The 17,110-nt window shown below is 70.7% G+C and carries 15 protein-coding genes and 1 pseudogene; 10 read left to right on the top strand and 6 right to left on the bottom strand.

Features of this window, described 5'->3' with window-relative positions; translation table 11 throughout:
• Positions 1–188: 188 nt before the first annotated feature.
• Positions 189–593: a hypothetical protein gene (locus tag AXW62_RS46380; protein ID WP_252368847.1), complete on the bottom strand. Its 405-nt coding sequence runs from the start codon at positions 591–593 to the stop codon at positions 189–191.
• A gap of 1,079 nt (positions 594–1,672) precedes the next feature.
• Complete coding sequence (locus tag AXW62_RS34965; protein WP_060947981.1) at positions 1,673–2,419, bottom strand: dienelactone hydrolase family protein; 747 nt, start codon at positions 2,417–2,419, stop codon at positions 1,673–1,675.
• Positions 2,420–3,019: 600 nt separating this feature from the next.
• On the opposite strand from AXW62_RS34965, the gene AXW62_RS44965 reads away from it, so the two are divergent.
• Entirely contained in the window at positions 3,020–3,199 is a 180-nt protein-coding gene (locus AXW62_RS44965; RefSeq protein ID WP_060947980.1) for a hypothetical protein, read from the top strand.
• Positions 3,200–3,448: 249 nt separating this feature from the next.
• Positions 3,449–4,678: an MFS transporter gene (locus AXW62_RS34955; RefSeq protein ID WP_060947979.1), complete on the top strand. Its 1,230-nt coding sequence runs from the start codon at positions 3,449–3,451 to the stop codon at positions 4,676–4,678.
• Positions 4,679–4,683: 5 nt separating this feature from the next.
• Here the strand turns inward: AXW62_RS34955 and AXW62_RS34950 are convergent, their stop codons facing one another.
• Positions 4,684–5,037 (bottom strand): hypothetical protein, encoded by a 354-nt coding sequence (locus tag AXW62_RS34950; RefSeq protein WP_252368846.1) that lies wholly within the window; start codon positions 5,035–5,037, stop codon positions 4,684–4,686.
• A 115-nt stretch (positions 5,038–5,152) separates the two neighbouring features.
• Here AXW62_RS34950 and AXW62_RS46375 point away from each other — a divergent pair, with 115 nt between their 5' ends.
• The 7 genes and pseudogenes from AXW62_RS46375 to AXW62_RS41905 form a co-directional block, all read left to right on the top strand.
• Positions 5,153–5,638 carry a hypothetical protein gene (locus AXW62_RS46375; protein WP_252368845.1) on the top strand — a complete coding sequence of 162 codons (486 nt, stop codon included), beginning with the start codon at positions 5,153–5,155 and terminating at the stop codon, positions 5,636–5,638.
• 334 nt (positions 5,639–5,972) lie between these two features.
• Positions 5,973–6,971: an ABC transporter substrate-binding protein gene (locus AXW62_RS34935; protein ID WP_159061027.1), complete on the top strand. Its 999-nt coding sequence runs from the start codon at positions 5,973–5,975 to the stop codon at positions 6,969–6,971.
• A 34-nt stretch (positions 6,972–7,005) separates the two neighbouring features.
• Positions 7,006–7,770 carry a class I SAM-dependent methyltransferase gene (locus AXW62_RS34930; RefSeq protein WP_030842049.1) on the top strand — a complete coding sequence of 255 codons (765 nt, stop codon included), beginning with the start codon at positions 7,006–7,008 and terminating at the stop codon, positions 7,768–7,770.
• Positions 7,771–7,805: 35 nt separating this feature from the next.
• Entirely contained in the window at positions 7,806–8,813 is a 1,008-nt protein-coding gene (locus AXW62_RS34925; protein ID WP_079115937.1) for a FecCD family ABC transporter permease, read from the top strand.
• On the top strand, positions 8,810–9,628 hold the full coding sequence (locus AXW62_RS34920; protein WP_060947974.1) for an ABC transporter ATP-binding protein: 819 nt from the start codon (positions 8,810–8,812) through the stop codon (positions 9,626–9,628). The genes AXW62_RS34925 and AXW62_RS34920 overlap by 4 nt, the downstream gene beginning before the upstream one ends.
• A 727-nt stretch (positions 9,629–10,355) precedes the next feature.
• Positions 10,356–10,802: a DUF6308 family protein gene (locus AXW62_RS34915; protein ID WP_060947973.1), complete on the top strand. Its 447-nt coding sequence runs from the start codon at positions 10,356–10,358 to the stop codon at positions 10,800–10,802.
• Between the two features lie 352 nt (positions 10,803–11,154).
• Positions 11,155–11,998, top strand: a pseudogene (locus AXW62_RS41905) (transposase); the annotation flags it as partial.
• Here the strand turns inward: AXW62_RS41905 and AXW62_RS44715 are convergent.
• From AXW62_RS44715 to AXW62_RS34895, 3 genes are read right to left on the bottom strand one after another with little or no spacing between them, the layout of a single operon-like run.
• Positions 11,932–12,204, bottom strand: coding sequence for a hypothetical protein (locus tag AXW62_RS44715; protein ID WP_060947971.1), 273 nt, complete (start codon positions 12,202–12,204; stop codon positions 11,932–11,934). The pseudogene AXW62_RS41905 and the gene AXW62_RS44715 overlap by 67 nt on opposite strands.
• Before the next feature lie 30 nt (positions 12,205–12,234).
• Positions 12,235–14,085, bottom strand: coding sequence for an ABC transporter ATP-binding protein (locus tag AXW62_RS34900; RefSeq protein WP_060947970.1), 1,851 nt, complete (start codon positions 14,083–14,085; stop codon positions 12,235–12,237).
• Positions 14,082–15,896, bottom strand: coding sequence for an ABC transporter ATP-binding protein (locus AXW62_RS34895; RefSeq protein WP_060947969.1), 1,815 nt, complete (start codon positions 15,894–15,896; stop codon positions 14,082–14,084). Before AXW62_RS34895 ends, AXW62_RS34900 begins: the two co-directional genes overlap by 4 nt.
• 160 nt (positions 15,897–16,056) lie before the next feature.
• On the opposite strand from AXW62_RS34895, the gene aph(7'')-Ia reads away from it, so the two are divergent.
• Positions 16,057–17,055, top strand: coding sequence for an aminoglycoside O-phosphotransferase APH(7'')-Ia (gene aph(7'')-Ia, locus AXW62_RS34890; RefSeq protein WP_015037160.1), 999 nt, complete (start codon positions 16,057–16,059; stop codon positions 17,053–17,055).
• The last annotated feature ends 55 nt before the right edge of the window (positions 17,056–17,110 follow it).

Here is a 17,110-nt window from a genome sequence, read left to right as displayed (position 1 = left end):
TGTGTGCCGGATTACGATGGACGCCGCCGTGGTGCGCATCGCGATGTCCGCCACCGCACCCGGTGCGCCGCACCACCCGACGATGCCTGGCACTCTCGCGCGCCCGGTGCGCCGCACCGCACCGGTGTGCCCGCCGCCACCCCCTGCCCAGGATGTTCCCCCTTGACACGGGCTGTTCCGGCTGGCGATCAGGTCGCGGTCAAGGGGGTGTGTGATAGGGGAGCCCGCCCGGCCGCGGCGCGCGCCTGGTGCGGTGCGGCGATGCCGATGGAGTGCACCACGATGGTCGGTGCGGTGCAGCGTGCGACGGTGACGCGGGCCCCGATACGCACCGCACCGCCGATGTCCCGGTGCGCCCTTACACGATGGGTCAGGCGCACCGGAAGCGAACCGGCCGGTGCGGGGTGGGCATCGAGGGCCTGGCCCACCCCGACGGCCTCCAGCTGGCGCAGGACATCGGCGACATCTTCGTGGTCCTCGGTGAGCATCTGCAGGGCGAAGTCGATGACCGCGTGGGCGAAGCCCTCCGCCGTGTCCGCCCTGCCCTGCGCACCTGGGCGCAGGGCAGGGCGGACACGGCGGAGGGCTTCCAAGGCGAAGGTGTCCTCGCACGGCTCGCCCGCGACTCGGTCGGGCAGCGCGGCGATTGGGACGACGATCCGCTCGGTGACGTCGCGGTGTGGCTGCTGGCTCCCACGCTATGTGCCGGCCGGTGTGAAGACGGATGGCACCCCGCTCCGCCTGAGCGGCCAGCCGAAGACGACCAGCCGTGCAGCTTCTGCCGCGGTGGATGGCTCCTGCCCCGCCGCGGATCCAGCCCCCACAACGGTGACAACGATCAGTACGGGGACGAACAGGGCCAGGTCCAGTCCAGGGCCGCGGACCGTACCCCGGCTCAAGCGGTCGTCTACCGGCCCCCACACCGCGAATGCGAGGGCCGCGGCGGCACCTGCGGCCGCCCCGTCGCCGACCCCTATGCCCAATGCCCCACCTGCCTGGGCTGGCCCCGCTGCGGCTGCGGCGCCCTCTATGACCCCAACGAAGGAGACGCCTGCCGGACCTGTTCCGGCGGATGAGGAGCGCAGAACATATCCATCCCCCACGCAGACGGCCGGACCCGCACGGTTCCAGGCTGGCCGGCGGGGCGGTTCACTACCGCGGGCGCAGGGAGCAGACACGTTTCCGGTAGATCTCCGTGTACCGGTCGGGACCATCCCCCGCGGGCATGGGGGGAGCAGCTCGACTTCGAGTAGTAGCCGTACACCACGCCGGGATCATCCCCGCGGATGCGGGGAGCAGCCGGTCACGGCGCTGCCCTCCTGGGCTGCCCTGGGGCCATCCCCGCGGGTGCGGGGAGCAGTCGTCGGCTACGTCCGCGTCTGGGAGTGCACCGGGACCATCCCCGCAGGTGCGGGGAGCAGCCCGCGCCTGATCACAGGGTACGGGTGGATGGCTTTGTTCACGAGAATCGACAGCATCTGTACACGAGTTTGAGCAGCACTCGAAGCTCTGGAGAAATCGAACAGTTCATGGCTTCAGGCAGAACAGGCCCCTGCCGGGAGTTCAGCAGGGGCCACGGTGTAGAGAGCTGCGGAGGGCCGGTACCTGTCTTCGACGAGCGGCATGTCGGCCGACTTCAGCTACCGTCTGCTGCCTATCTGACGGCCCGGCCTCACTTCAGATGTCGAGTGAAGAACTGGGCCGCGGCGTCCCCCGCGAACTGCGGGACGCCGGTGTGCCCGCCCATGTTGGCGTGCAGCGTCTTTTCCTTGGAGCCGAACGCGTCGAACAGGTCCAGGGCCGCCTGCCGGTCGTTCCCTTCGTCGTCCCACTGCAGCAGGACATGCAGCGGAATGGTGACCTGCCGGGCCTCCTCGAGCATCGCGCGAGGCACGAAACTCCCGGCGAACAGAACAGCGGCCGAGATGCGCGGCTCGACCACCGCCAGCCGGGTCCCGATGGAGATCACTCCCCCCGAGTACCCGACCGGGCCGCCGATCTCGCGCAGCGTCAGGAGAGCGTCCAGGGCGGCCTGCCATTCCGGGACCGCCTTGTCGACCAGGGGGAGGATGAGGGCGTCGATGATCTCGTCGCTGACCGGCTCGCCGGCCTCCATTGCGCGGCGCAGGTCGGCGAGGACCTGCTCGGCGCCGGGGAGGCGGGGCCGGTCGCCGCTTCCGGGGAGCTCGATGGTGGCCGTGGCGAAGCCGTCCGCTGCGGAGTGCCGGGCTCGGGCCACCAGTCGGGGGTACGTCTTGCGCAGCCCGAGAGGAGGGGGGCTGAGCAGGATCAGCGGCGCCGGTGCGGATGTGGATGCGGATCCGGGCGTCCACAGGATGCCGCGGATCTCACCGAGGGTGAACCCGCGCTCGAGGATGCCGTCGTCGAGGCGCTGCTCGGAAGTGAAGTGAAGGGCCATGGTCGTGCCTTTCGGGAGTGCACTGGAACGGCGCTCCCGGACGACCTGCCTATCGCCCGACCGTGACCCCGGAGGGGAGCACCCACGTCGATACTGCGTTCACGGGTACCACCTCCTCGATCTCTCGCACGGCCTCCGGAAACGTAGCAGTGGTCGCCCTCGTCCGCCAACGGATTTTTGCTGAGTCTCCGTGACGCCGCCACAGGGCCCCACTCGGGAAGCGAGGTGCACTGGTGCTGTGGCTTCTCATGAACATCGAACACGACGCACCGCCGACGCCTCCCAAACTCGTGTACAGGTGCTGTCGGTTCTCGTGAACAAAGCCAGGTGGACGAGGGACCATCCCCGCAGGTGCGGGGAGCAGCGCGCGGCCATCTACGCCCGCCTGTACCGCGTGGGACCATCCCTGCGGGTGCGGGGAGCAGCGCGCGGCCATCTACGCCCGCCTGTACCGCGTGGGACCATCCCCGCGGGTGCGGGGGGCAGAGTGTGTGACCTGTGGATTTGGCACAGGGAGAGGTCGGTTTCCCAGACTTTCACCGATTCCGTCAATTCAGGCTTCTTGGATCATTATGGGCATGCCTGCCGAAGTGGCTGCGCTTGGACGCCTTGCTCCAGCCGGGTTTCGGGGCGCTGGTGGCCTGCACCAAGTCGCACTGGAGCGCGCCGAAGCTGATCGTGGCGGCCAACACAGAAGTGTCGGGCGCGAACGTGCACATCTTGCATGTCTCGCGGTCCGCGTCCGGCGCCGTGGGCTTCGCCTCGGTGTCTGCGTCGTGAAGTCCCGCTGAGACCTGTCGGCGGTCCCCGGCGAAGCAGCAGTTCGCACTGCTCTCGCCGACGGCTGCTGTGGCGCCCGCATCGCCTACACCCCCGGCCGCCTGCCCTGAGCGTACCGACCGGTGCCTGCCGGGAATCCACCCACATGGCGTTCCGGGCGCGCCAGGCATGCGGCGTTCTTTCTGCCGTGAGTAATACGCACTATGCTGCACTGCCCCTTACTCTCTGTTCGGAACGCGGAGCGCCCCCATGCCCCAGTTAGTGCCGGCCACCGGACCGCAGCGTGTCATCGCCGCCTCCAACTTCGTCTATACCGTTGGCAGCGGCCTCTATCTGACCGCCGGAGTCCTCTACTTCACGCAGGCGGCCCGGCTCCCAGTGGGTCAGGTGGGACTCGGGCTCGCCATCGCCGGATTCATTTCCCTGGCCGTGGGCATCGCCGTCGGCCATCTCGCGGACAGACGCGGGGCGCGCGGCGTCTACGTGGCCACCCTCGTCGTCCAGGCGCTGGCAACCGCCAGCTTCGTGCTGGCGGACACTTTCTGGCCGTTCGTCCTCACCGTGTCCATGGCCACCGGGGCGAAGGCAGCCGGGCTGGCCGCACGCTCTCCGCTCATCAGGCGTTACGGAGGCGGCCGGCCGCAGGAGTTCCGTGGTTACCTGCGAGCCGTCTCCAACGTCGGAATCTCGCTGGGGGCCATGCTGGCGGGCTGGGCCATACAGGTCGGCACGCAGTCCGCCTACCACTTCCTGGTGATCGGAAACGCGATCTCCTTCGCGGCCGCCGCAGCCGTCCTGCTCTACCTGCCGCCGGTCAAGCCCGTGCCCAGCGCCAATGGTCCACGATGGATCGCTCTGCGGGACCACCCCTACCTCCTCATTACGGCCCTCGACGGGATCATGGCCATCCAGTTCAAGGTCCTCACCGTGGCCATCCCGCTCTGGCTGGTCGAGGCCACCACCGCCCCGCCATGGCTTATATCGGGCACTATGCTTGCCAACACCGTTCTTGTTACCGCCCTTCAGGTGAGAGCCAGCCGTAACATCGATTCCGCCATGGCTGGTGCCCGCGCCTACCGCCGCTCAGGGATGGCCTTTCTCGTCTCCTGCTCGCTGGTCTCCCTCTCTGCGGGGGTGCCTGCTTGGGTCGCAGTCACTTTGCTCATGGCCGGGGTAGTGGTCCATACCGTCGGTGAGCTGTGGCACTCCGCAGCAGGTTTCGAGGTGTCTTTCGCCCTGGCACCAGAGCATGCCACCGGTCAATACCTCGGTGTATTCGGTCTGGGCGCGGGCTTGTCCGAAGCCGTCGGGCCCACCCTGCTCATCTCACTCTGTATCACCTGGGGCCGCCCCGGCTGGTATGTCGTCGGAGCACTGTTCGCCCTGGCAGGCTTGGCTGCACCGTTCGCTGTCCGCTGGGCACAACGTTCCCGACAGGGACGGGAAGTACGCCCCGTTCCTGCGAAGCCATACGCCTGATGGGGCTACCTGACTTTCCCGTAGGTGACGACCCGCAGGACGGGACTCATGCTCGATCCTCCTTTTGTCTGACGAGTTAGCCGCCGGGCCGCCCCGCGGGGGCCTCTGTGGCTCAGCCCGCCCCGGCCGATGTCACGGACCTCGACCGCTCCGGCGTGCGGCATGTACTGGATCCAGCACTGCCGCCCGAACGCCTCCCGGATCTCCTCCACCGAGCCGGGATCACGCACATCCGGCCAGGCCCGCGGATCCATCCGCGCGACCTCCACGAGGGCCATCACCTCCCGCCGGGCCTCGTCGGTCGGCAGCTGCGCGATGACCTCGACCGCGAGCTCCTCCACCACCACGCCGTACCGCATCCCGCGCACCCCCGTGTGATCGACTCGGGTCAGCAGCGTACGAAGGAACTGCCGATCCCGTTCCGGCCCGTGGATAACTCGGATCCGGGGGCCAGGCAGCGACGACATGTACCGCATGGCGCGTGAGCGGGTGCGGTGGCCGGCCGTGGTGGACCGGGCGAGGGAGAGCAGCGCCGCGCCCTGGCCGCCTTTCTGGACGGCTGGGACGCGGCGGGCGGACCTGGCCGATCAGGCCACCGACGAACAGATCAGCGCCGTACGGCGGGCACGGGCCACCCGTGTCCGCCGTCTGAAGAAGGACCTGGAGGCCTCCCAGCGCGAGCGCTGCGCCGACGTCACCCAGCCCGAGGCCCCCCAGCGGCTCGGCGCGCTGCCCGCGGACCTTGATGGGCGTCGTGGTTTTTCACTGGGTGGGCGTCATCTGTTTTCACTGTTGCGGGGCGTGTTGTGGTGGTTGGTTGGTGTTGATGGTGTCGTCTGGCTGGTGAAGATCATTGTCGTTTCGCGGGGTGGGGTGGATGACGCTTGCGTGGGCGGAATGTGGAATGGCGCGGCGGGCGCAGGGCCTCTGATGCGGCAGTGTCGTTGTCGGACAAGGTAATGACGGGATTGGCGATACCGGCAGCTGCCGCCGGAGCAAACCCCCTGGATCAGGTCGAACCCGTACACCACTCCTCAGAACGCAACCCTGGCCCCGCAACCCGCCGCGCCCTGCCGGCCATCACACTGAAGCCGAGTGATGTTGCACACACTCCGGTCGGCCGGCCCGGCTCCGGAGACACCGGTCACAGAGGTGCGATCCATCAACACCCGTATCTCAGAAGGCGGCTGACGGGACCGTCGGAGAAGTCGCGGCACATGGCATCCGCACAGGCGGGCCGCCCGGGTGGCCTGGCAGTCCCTCGCGGGCAGTATCTTTTTCGAATATGAAAACCATGCGCATTAAGGGGTTGTTGGGCGTCTGCCTGCTGCTCCCCGGCCTCGCTGCCTGCGGCGCGAGCGGAACGGCCTCCTCGGGGGCCCCGAACGCGGCACGGTCGTCCGGCGCGGTCACGACGAGCTGCGGCCTGGACACGAGGGTGCCCGCTCCCCCCAGGCGGGCGATCTCCCTGGAGCAGAACGCGACGGAGATCATGCTCAGCCTGGGGCTGGCCGACCGGATGGCCGGCACCTCCTACCAGACAGATCCTGTACTCCCCTCACTGGCCGCGGAGTACAAGAAGGTTCCAGTGCTGGCAAAGCAGTACCCCAACCACGAGGCCGTCCTCGCCAAGGAGCCCGACTTCCTCTACTCCACGCTCTCCTCGGCATACGCCGACCAGGCAGCGGGCCCCCGCGCCGGCTGGAAGAAGCTCGGCGTGCCGGCCTACCTCTCCGTCCACGACTGCGAAACCGTCAAACTGACCGCCGACGAGGTGCGTTTCGACACCATCTTCAACGAGGTCAAGCACATCGCCGCCGTCTTCGGCGTCGAGCAGCGCGGGGAGAAGGCGGTCAAGGACCTGCGCGTCCGGCTCGACCGAGCGGTGCGCGAGGCGCCGAAAAACACCGGCGCGAAGCTGATGTGGTACTACTCCGGCACCACCACGCCCTACATCGCCGGACACGGTGGGCTCCCCTCGACGGTCAGCAAGCAGGTAGGGGTGGACAACGCCTTCGACGACATCCGCCACAAGTGGCCCGCGGGCAACTGGGAAGAGATAGCCGAGCGCGACCCGGACGTCATCGTCCTGGCGGATCTGACCCGCGGAGGCGACGGGGACAGCGCCGAGGCGAAGAAGCGGTTCCTCCGTGCCAACCCCGTCACCTCACAGCTCGACGCCGTGCGCAACAACCGCTTCATCGTGGTGCCCGGTTCGGCCATGGACCCCTCCATCCGCAGCGTCAGCCTGGCGGAGGAACTCAGCAAGGGGCTGACCGCCCTCTACGGCTGACGCCACCCACCTCCACCCATCGAAGGACATCTGCATGACCGACACCGCTGCTCTGCCTCCGCGCGTTCTCTTGGAGCGCTGGGACGCCCAGCAAACCGCCTATGTCGCCCATCGGGAGCTGCGCTTCCAGTCGATGCTGGACATACTGCGCCTCGGCCTGCGCGAGTCGTTCCACGTGCTCGACCTCGCCTGCGGCCCCGGCTCCCTGTCCGACCGCATCCTGCGCGCCTTCCCCCAGGCACGGGTCACGGCCGTCGACTACGACCCCGTGCTGCTACGGCTGGCCGGTGACGTACTCGCGGAGTACGGTGACCGGGCCACCGTCGTGGACACCGACCTCGTACGCGCCGACTGGGCCGAGCCACTGGCCGGAGAGAGGATCGACGCCGTCGTCTCCTCGACGGCCCTGCACTGGCTCTCCCCCTCCCAACTGCTGCGCCTCTACACCGCACTCGCCGACCTGCTGCCGCCGGGTGCGGTCTTCCTCAACGCCGACCACCTGCGCTACGGACCCGGGAACGAAACCCTGAGTGCCCTGTCCGACCGGCACGACGCCGAGGTGCAGCGCACGGCGTTCGGCGCCGGTGCCGACACCTGGGACGCCTGGTACGAACTCGCGGTGGCCCAGCCCGGCATGCCACTGCTCGCCGCCGAACGCGAGCGGCGGTTCGCGGACCGCCCGCCGCAGCCGCTGGCGCCGCTCCACTTCCACCTGTCGGCCCTGCGCACCGCAGGCTTCGCCGAGGTAGGGACGGTCTGGCAGTACCTCGACGACTACGTGGTCTTTGCCCGCCGATGACAACTGCCACCACGAGGGCAGGCGTTCGACGGCGCATGCTCTCCCGGAGCACGCTCGTCCTCGTCTGCTGCGGTGCTCTGCTGCCGCTGTCCGCGCTCGTCGCCGTCGGTACGGGCAGTGCCGACATACCGCCGCTGGACGTAGCCCGCACCATCGGCGCGCATCTCGGAGCGCCGTGGGAGGCGCTGCCGCCGCTGCGCGACAGCATCGTGTGGAACCTGAGGCTGCCGCGCGTCCTGCTGGCCGCGCTGGTGGGGGCGGGACTCGCGGTGTGCGGCACGGTCCTCCAAGCCGTGACCCGCAACCCGCTGGCCGACCCCTACCTCCTCGGGGTGTCGGCCGGAGCGTCCACCGGAGCGGTCCTGGTCCTGGTGCTCGGCTTCGGCGCCCTCGGCCTGCCTGTCGGAGCCTTCACCGGCGCGATGGCGGCTTTCGGATGCGTCCTGCTCCTGCTCGGCCGCTCGCTCGGCTCCGCCACCAAGGTGGTGCTGTCGGGCGTCGTCGCCTCCCAGCTGTTCAGCGCGCTCACCAGCCTCGTCGTCGTCCGCTCCGGCGACGCCGAACGCACCAGGGCGGTGACCTTCTGGCTGCTCGGCTCGCTCGCCTCGGCCGACTGGACCTCAGTGAGCGTTTGCACCGCCACCACCACCGCCGGCCTGCTGGTCTGCCTGCTGCACGCCCGCCATCTCGACGCACTCGCCTTCGGCCGGGAGACCGCCTCAACCCTGGGCTTCTCGCCGCACCGCACCGAGATGCTGCTGTACGGGACGACCGCCGTCGTCACCGGCGCCCTCGTCGCGGCGAGCGGCGCCATCGGCTTCGTCGGCCTGCTCGTCCCGCACGCGGCACGGATGCTCGCCGGAGCGGCCCACCGGGTACTGCTGCCGTCCTCGGCCCTGCTCGGCGCGGTGTTCCTGATCTGGGCGGACACGGCCGCCCGCAGCCTCTTCGGCGCCCAGGAACTGCCGGTCGGCGTGCTCACCGCACTCCTCGGCGTTCCGGCCTTCGCGGCGCTACTGCGCAGGCGAACGGCCACGCCATGAGGGGCCCCGGAACCGCGCACGCGGCCCGCTCCCTGGCGTGGACGGCAAGCGGCCGCGCGATCGTCGACGGCGTCACCTTCGCCGTACCACCGGGGCGCTTCACCGCTCTGATCGGGCCGAACGGCTCGGGCAAATCCACCGTGCTGCGCCTCCTCGCCGGCCTGCGCCGCCCCTCGTCCGGACATGCCCTGCTGGACGGATCCGACGTCACGGCCCTGAAAAGACGCGATGTCGCCCGCCGACTGGCCTTCGTCGCCCAGGAGACCGTCTCCGACCTCGACACGACCGTCTCGGAGGTCGTCATGCTGGGCCGGGCCCCGCACCGCGGACGCTCGGCCACTACCGAGGAGGACATCCGCGCGGTCGGACAGGCCATGGCGGCGATGGGCGTGACGGCGCTCGCCGACCGGTCCTGGGCCAGCCTGTCCGGCGGCGAACGGCAACGAGTGAACATCGCCCGGGCATTGGCCCAGCAGACCCCCGCCCTGCTGCTCGACGAACCCACCAACCACCTGGACATCAGCCACCGGCTCGACCTCATGGAGATGCTCTCGCGCACCGCCGCCACAGTCGTCGCGGCGCTCCACGAACTCGACCTGGCCGCCCGCTACTGCGACCATCTGGTGCTCCTCCACGCAGGCCGGGTGGTCGCGGCCGGTCCCCCCATCACGGTGCTCACCCCGCGCCTCCTGGAACAGGTCTACCAAGTCCGCGCCACCGTGAACCAAAGCCCAGACGGCAGGCCAGACGTGCGTCTGGCCCCGCTACCCCGGACCCCTTCCAGCCGCGCATCCAACGACACCAGCCGCTCATAGGGCCCGTCGCCGAAGCCGCCGCCCGTCCGGCGCCGCTCCCGCTCACGGCAGTACCCCGGCGGTCGGCCGAACCTGTGGCGCTCTGTGCGGGGCCGCCGCTGAGGGTGAGTGGGCACGGGGGATTCCACCGCGCCCCCGGGTGCGGATCGGCGGCTGGGTGGGGAGTGGTCTCCACTCGGAGAGTGGTGACCACGATGGTGCCCGTCGGGTGGACTTCGCTGTGGGTGCACCGGTGCGGTGGGGGAGTGCAGGGCATCCCGGTATCCGGTGTGCTCGGTGCGGTGCATCGGGCGCACCGGTTCGCGTGCCGACGATGCCGCGCACTTTCGCCCACTGCGCCGGGGCGCGCATGATGCGGGCGGGAGTGGCCGCCACTCCCGCCCGCTCCACCCGGGCGTGCATACGGAGGGTGACGGTGGATCGGATGCGGTGCACTCGCTGCACCCCCTTTGACCAGGTGTGCCGCCGCGGATTCCACCCATCGGACGGAAAGCAACCCTTGGTCCAGCCACGAGTTTCCCGCGAGCTTTCGACATTTCCCCTTGACCACGTCCGCTACCACTGCGGAGACGGCCCGCGCCGGGCACCCGATGCACGGGGCGGAGGGAAGATCTCTCCCTCCGCCCCGTGCATTATCACCGTGCGTAAGGGCGATGCGTGGTGCGGACGATGCGGCGAACTCTGGCATCGCGGTGCGTTCCACCGGGTGGGAGTGGACACCAGCCGAGTGGGAGTTCGCACGGAGCTGGACATTCTGGAGGGCCGCCTCGGCACGCGGCTGTCCGGTCTGTTGCAGGCCATTCCTTGGGACATCGACATGGTTGACGCCGACGCGGTCGTCGTGGCCGAGGGCTCGCCTGCGGACCAGGCCTGGCACCTTCTCCGTGCACAGTACGGAGTTGACTGGGTCATCGCTGGGAAGCTTTTGGCTCGTAAGCGTGCGCAGCTGTTGCCGGTCTACGACAAGGTGGTGCGCTGCGCTCTGGGCCGCCCGCGCCCCTCGTTCTGGCTTGCGCTGCATGCCGCGCTGCGCGCGGACGACCGTTCCCTGCATCGCCAGTTGCTCGCGCTGCGCCAGATCGCGGGGCTCCCGAAGACGGTGAGTGCGCTGCGGGTGTGCGACGTTGCGGTGTGGATGGGGCACCGGGCGGAGGGGCACGCCTGTCCTCGCTGACCTCGGCAGCGAAATTGCTCATGCGGCGTTCTGGTTTGTGAGGGTGACGGACTTTACCAACCGTCGCCCGGGTGTGTGGGACGTTCGCGTGGAGTGCTCCATGGGTGTGGGGAAGGGGTGTGGACTCGGGACCCGGAGTGCCGCCACCGGGGCGGTTCCCGGTTCGGAGGGGGCGGTGCAGGGTGGGCGGTTGGTGGTGGGCGAGTTACGGGTGCAGGAGATCGTCCGCGGGAGCGGGCGGGTGTCTGAGTGGGCGGTTCGTGGGTGTTTGAGTGATTCTGTTATCGCCTGGTGGTGTGGGTCTGGAGTGGATTCTTCCGGTCCGGGGTCTGTGGTCTGGTGGGCTGGCCGGGTGAGTGAACGGAAGCCGTATCCGGGTGACTTATCGGACGGGCGGTGGGCCCTCATCGAGTCGGTGGTCATCGGGTGGAAGGGCCGGCACGGCTCGGTCAGCGGCCATCAGGGTGTCTATGACGTGCGGGAAATTGTGATCGTGATCCTCTGCCAGGGGCGGACCGGATGTCAGTGGGCCTGGCTCCCGCACGGCCTGCCGCCCAAGAGCGCGACGTACTGCTACTTCGTCGCCTGGGGGGACGACGGAACCGGCCAGGTCGTCCACGAGTTCCTGCGCTGCCAGGTCCGTGAACGCGCTCGGCGATGGGAGGACCGGACCCTGGTGGTGCTGGACACTCAGAGTGTCCACGTGGCCGCTGGGGTCCCCGCCGCCACGACGGGCCACGATCCGGCCAAGCGGGTGCCGGGCCGCAAGCGTGGCCTGGCGGTGGACGTCCTCGGCCTGGTCATCGTGGTCGTCGTCCTCGTCGCGAACGTCCACGACAACGCCGCGGGTGTCGCCCTGCTGAGCGAGGTTGCCGTGAGCGCCGGCGGCAATGTCAGCAAGGCTCTGGTGGATCAGGGTTTCAAGGTCCAGGTCGTCAGACACGGAGCCGGCCTCGGCATCGACGTGGAGATCGTCCAACGCGGCCCGCAGCACAAGGGGTTCGTCCCGCAGCCGAAGCGGTGGAGGGTCGAGCAGACCTACGGGGTCCTGATACTGCACCGGCGTCCGGTCTGCGACTACGAACACCGCCCTTTTCTCCTCGTCTTCCCGTGTCTACTGGGCCATGACTCATGTGATGGTCCGGCGCCTCACCGGCGTGAATGTCCCCACCTGGCGCGAAGCGGCGGTGGCCGCGTGCATGTCCAGCCTCTCCTTCAGGCACTGGACATCCGCAAGGAAGCCGCCCGGGCGCAGGCCGACGACCTGCGCAGGCAGATCGAGGGCCTGCGGACCCGGCTGCGCAAGGCCGAGACACACCTCGGGCACCTCGCGGTCACCTGCAAGACCGTCACCAGCCTCGCCGGCCGGATCCCCGCCTCCCCGCCGGAACTGCCCGAGCATCCGGACTACGCCCGCATCCTGCCGCGGTGGTCAGCCCGTCGCATGGATCCAGCGGGCGTGGAGGGCGGCGAAGGGGCCGTCGCCGGAGGCGAGGCGGGCGGGCGGGCCGTCCTCGACCACGGCACCGTCCGCCAGTACGAGGACCCGGTCCGCCGCCAGGACGGTGGAGAGACGGTGCGCGATGATCACGGAGGTGCGGCCGGCCAGCAGCGCGTCCATAGCGCGGCGGACGGCCAGTTCGGTGGGGATGTCCAGGCTGGAGGTCGCCTCGTCCAGCAGCAGCACCGCCGGATCGGCCAGGAAGGCCCGGGCGAGGGCGACCAACTGGCGCTGGCCCGCAGACAGACGGCTGCCCCGCTTGCGTACCTCGGTGGCGTAGCCCTCGGGCAGCGCGGAGATGAACGCGTCGGCGCCGACGGCCCGTGCGGCGGCCCGGATCTCCTCCGGTCCCGTGTCCGGGCGGGCCAGCGCGATGTTCTCCATGATGCTGCCGTCGAACAGGAAGTTCTCCTGCGTCACCAGGGTGATCTCGCGGCGCAGTTCGCGGTCGGGGAGCCGGCGCAGGTCCACGCCGTCCAGCAGCACGGTGCCGGTGGTCGGATCGTAGAACCGGGCCGCCAGTTTGGCGACGGTGGACTTGCCGGCCCCGGTCGCGCCGACCACCGCCAGGGTCTGCCCGGCCGGCACGTCGAGGTCGAGACCGCGCAGCACCGGCGGGGTGTCCGGCCGGTAACGGAAGCCGACCCCCTGGAAGGCGAGCGCTCCCCGCACCGGCCGGTCGCGCGGCAGCGGCACCGGGGCGGCGGGCTCTGGCACCGAGGAGGGGACGGCGAGGAAGTCGGCGATCTTCTCCAGCGCCGCCGCCGCCGAGGCGTAGAGGTTGTTGAAGGTCGCCAGCTCGTCCAACGGGTCGTAGAAGCGCCGGAGATAGAGCAGGAAGGCGGTGAGCACGCCCAGCGGCAGCGCGCCGGACGACACCCGCCAGGCGCCCAGGGCCAGCACCACCGCCAGGGCGATGTTGCCGGTCAGCCGGACTCCCGCGGTGTACCGGGCGACCACCTCCAGGGCGTCGGTGTGGGCGTCCCGGAAAGTGTCGTTGAGCCGGTTCATCGCCGCGTGCTTGCGCTGCTCGGCGCGGAACGCCTGCACGGCCCGCACGGCGTTCATGCTCTCCCCGAACCGCACGATGATCTCCGCCACCGTGTCGCGGGCGCGCCGGTAGGCGATCCGGGAACGGCGCCGGAACCAGCGCGTCATCGCGACCAGCGGCACGATGGACCCCAGCACCACCAGCGCCAGCGGGGCGTCCAGCCAGAGCAGCAGCACCGAGATGCCCGTCACCGTCAGCACCGAGGTGAGCAGCCCGTCCAGACTGGCCTCGATCAGATCGCGTACGGCATCCACATCGGCGGTGAGCCGGGAGATGACGGCGCCCGAGGTGTACGACTCGTGGAAGGCGACCGGCAGTTGCCGGGCCCGGTCGAAGATCCGGGTGCGCAGCTCCAGCAGCACGGCCTGGCCCACCGAACCGGAGATCCGGAAGAACGCGTACCGTGTCCCGGCGGCCAGCAGCCCGCAGGCGGTGAACCCGGCCACGCACCCGGTCAGCGGGCCCCAGTCGCCCGCCGACGCCCGGGGAATGCCGAGATCGATGGCGCGCGCCACCAGCAGCGGGCCGACCAGCTGGAAGGCGTTCTCCAGCACCAGGGCGGCCAGGGCCGCGCCGGAGGGCCACCGGTGGGGCCGGAGCAGCGCGTACAGCAGCTGCCGGGACGCGCGCCGCACCCGGCGGGACTCCCGGTGTTCCGGCGGTCGCCCGGCGGGCCCGGCCGGGCGGTCCGCCATCGGGCCGGCGGCCGGGGAGGTGGTGTCCGCGCTCACCGGACCACCACCCCGTCGTCGCGGGTGTCCCCGGCCGGGCGCGGCTCCACCGCCATCAGCGCCCGGTAGACGGCCGAGGAGGTGAGCAGCTCCCGGTGGGTGCCCCGGGCGGTGATCCGGCCGTCCTCCAACAGCACCACCCGGTCGGCCATCCGGGCGGTGTTGGGCCGGTGCGCCACCACCAGGGCGGTGGAGCGGCGCAGCACCCGGCGCAGTGCCTGCTCCACCTCCGCCTCGGTGTGCAGGTCGAGCGCGGAGAGCGGGTCGTCCAGCACCAGCAGCGCGGGCCGGCCCACGATCGCGCGGGCCAGGGCGATCCGCTGCCGCTGTCCGCCGGAGAGCGACATGCCCTGCTCGCCGATGCGCACGGCGAGCCCGTCCGGCCCGAGCGCGGCCACGAAGTCCGCGGCGCCCGCCACCCGCAGCGCCTCCCACACGGCTTCGTCGGTCGCCTCCGGGGCGCCCAGGGTCACGTTCTCGCGCACGGTCAGCGAGGAGAGCAGCGGATCGTCGAAGGCACACCCCACCACGGACCGCAGGTCCGCCAGCCGCAGCTCCCGGACGTCCACGCCGTCGACGGTGACCCGGCCGGAGGTCACATCGGCGAGGCGCGGCACCAGCGCGGCCAGCGTGGTCTTGCCCGACCCGGTGGCGCCCACCAGCGCCACCGTCTCGCCCGGCCGCAGCTCCAGGGACACCTCCCGCAGCACCGGCCGGTCGGCTCCCGGGTGGCAAAACTCCACGTGTTCCAGCCGGAGATGGCCTCGGGCCGGCCGCACCAGCGGCTTGGGATGCGCCGGGTCGGTGAGGCCCGGCGGGGTGTCGCGCACCTCCCAGTACCGGTCGCAGGCGGCGGCGGCCGTGCTGGTCTCGGCCAGGGCCCAGCCGATGCACTCGGTCGGCCAGCGCAGATAGGTGCTGACCGTGACGGCCGCCACCAGATCACCCAGGGTCAGGGTGGAGTTGGCCACCCCCACCGCGCCGAGGCCCAGTTGGCCCGCGATACCCAGCTCGGGCAGGACCAGCAGCGCGGTGGACAGGGCCGCCATGATGCGCACCACCCGCAGCTCCGCGGTGCGCAGCCGCTCCGCCTGGGTGCGGAAGAGCGCCAGCCTGCCCCGGCCCTGCCCGTACGCGCGCACGACCCGGATGCCGAGCATGGTCTCCTCGACCAGCGTGGCGAGATGGCCGCCCTCGTCCTGGGTGGCCCGGGCAGCGACCTTGTACCGGGTCTCGTAGAAGTAGGAGACCAGCAGCAGCGGCGCCGCGCCCGCCAGCCCCACCAGCGCCAGCCACGGGTCGATCAGGAACAGCACCCCGAGACCCACCAGCACGGTGACCGAGTTGACCACCAGGAACAGCGCGGCGAACGCGAGGAACTTCCGCAGCACGACCAGATCGCCTACCGCCCGGGAGAGCAACTGCCCCGAGGGCCAGCGGTCGTGGAAGGAGACCGGCAGCCGGAGCAGATGGGCCAGCAGATCGGCCCGCATGTGCGACTCCACCAGCGCGGTGGGACGGGCGATCAGCTTGCGGCGGGCGTAGAACAGCGCCGCCTCGGCCGCGCCAAGCACTCCGACCAGCAGGATCGGCCGCACCGCCGCGCCCGCGTCGCCGGTGCTCAGCGGCCCGTCCACGATCCGCTGGGTGACCAGCGGAATGGCCAGTCCGCACAGCAGCGCGCCGAGCGTCGCGGCGGCGGCGGCGCCCACCGGCAGCCGGACCGGGCGCAGATAGGGGCCGAGCCGCCGTAGGGCGGCCCAGGAGGGACGCGGCCCGGCCGGTTCCGCGAGCGGCGCGCTCAATTCCATTCACTCCTCGGGGAGATGGCGTGACCGGTCTTCACCGGCGGCCGGGAAAATGTCCGTGCTAGCCTGGCGTCGAATTCTCCGATCCGCGGTGCGGACAGGCCGTGTCGCGACCGGCCGTGCGGAATTAAGCCGGCCCGTACCCTGTGAATAGAGGTCCGCTGTGACACAAGAATCCCTGTTACTTCTCGACCGTATTGATTCGGATGATTCCTACGCGAGCCTGCGGAACGACCAGGAATTCTGGGAGCCGCTGGCCCGCCGAGCCCTGGAGGAGCTCGGGCTGCCGGTGCCGCCGGTGCTGCGGGTGCCCGGCGAGAGCACCAACCCCGTACTGGTCGGCGAGCCCGGCCCGGTGATCAAGCTGTTCGGCGAGCACTGGTGCGGTCCGGAGAGCCTCGCGTCGGAGTCGGAGGCGTACGCGGTCCTGGCGGACGCCCCGGTGCCGGTGCCCCGCCTCCTCGGCCGCGGCGAGCTGCGGCCCGGCACCGGAGCCTGGCCGTGGCCCTACCTGGTGATGAGCCGGATGACCGGCACCACCTGGCGGTCCGCGATGGACGGCACGACCGACCGGAACGCGCTGCTCGCCCTGGCCCGCGAACTCGGCCGGGTGCTCGGCCGGCTGCACAGGGTGCCGCTGACCGGGAACACCGTGCTCACCCCCCATTCCGAGGTCTTCCCGGAACTGCTGCGGGAACGCCGCGCGGCGACCGTCGAGGACCACCGCGGGTGGGGCTACCTCTCGCCCCGGCTGCTGGACCGCCTGGAGGACTGGCTGCCGGACGTGGACACGCTGCTGGCCGGCCGCGAACCCCGGTTCGTCCACGGCGACCTGCACGGGACCAACATCTTCGTGGACCTGGCCGCGACCGAGGTCACCGGGATCGTCGACTTCACCGACGTCTATGCGGGAGACTCCCGCTACAGCCTGGTGCAACTGCATCTCAACGCCTTCCGGGGCGACCGCGAGATCCTGGCCGCGCTGCTCGACGGGGCGCAGTGGAAGCGGACCGAGGACTTCGCCCGCGAACTGCTCGCCTTCACCTTCCTGCACGACTTCGAGGTGTTCGAGGAGACCCCGCTGGATCTCTCCGGCTTCACCGATCCGGAGGAACTGGCGCAGTTCCTCTGGGGGCCGCCGGACACCGCCCCCGGCGCCTGACGCCCCGGGCCGCCCGGCGCCGCCCCCGGCCCCCGGCGGCCGCCGGGCGGAGCCC

This window comes from Streptomyces hygroscopicus subsp. hygroscopicus (assembly GCF_001553455.1).
Classification (GTDB): domain Bacteria; phylum Actinomycetota; class Actinomycetes; order Streptomycetales; family Streptomycetaceae; genus Streptomyces; species Streptomyces hygroscopicus.
The sequence above is the reverse complement of the archived record's forward strand: the minus strand, read 5'-3'. Positions and strand labels throughout refer to the sequence as shown.

Bases quoted from the DNA above. Each gene is read 5' to 3' on its own strand.
- AXW62_RS34965 (WP_060947981.1), bottom strand. From the start codon at position 2,419: ATGGCCCTTCACTTCACTTCCGAGCAGCGCCTCGACGACGGCATCCTC.
- AXW62_RS34955 (WP_060947979.1), top strand. From the start codon at position 3,449: ATGCCCCAGTTAGTGCCGGCCACCGGACCGCAGCGTGTCATCGCCGCC.
- AXW62_RS34950 (WP_252368846.1), bottom strand. From the start codon at position 5,037: ATGCGGTACGGCGTGGTGGTGGAGGAGCTCGCGGTCGAGGTCATCGCG.
- AXW62_RS46375 (WP_252368845.1), top strand. From the start codon at position 5,153: ATGGCGCGTGAGCGGGTGCGGTGGCCGGCCGTGGTGGACCGGGCGAGG.
- AXW62_RS34935 (WP_159061027.1), top strand. From the start codon at position 5,973: ATGCGCATTAAGGGGTTGTTGGGCGTCTGCCTGCTGCTCCCCGGCCTC.
- AXW62_RS34930 (WP_030842049.1), top strand. From the start codon at position 7,006: ATGACCGACACCGCTGCTCTGCCTCCGCGCGTTCTCTTGGAGCGCTGG.
- AXW62_RS34925 (WP_079115937.1), top strand. From the start codon at position 7,806: ATGCTCTCCCGGAGCACGCTCGTCCTCGTCTGCTGCGGTGCTCTGCTG.
- AXW62_RS34920 (WP_060947974.1), top strand. From the start codon at position 8,810: ATGAGGGGCCCCGGAACCGCGCACGCGGCCCGCTCCCTGGCGTGGACG.
- AXW62_RS44715 (WP_060947971.1), bottom strand. From the start codon at position 12,204: ATGCTCGGGCAGTTCCGGCGGGGAGGCGGGGATCCGGCCGGCGAGGCT.
- AXW62_RS34895 (WP_060947969.1), bottom strand. From the start codon at position 15,896: ATGGAATTGAGCGCGCCGCTCGCGGAACCGGCCGGGCCGCGTCCCTCC.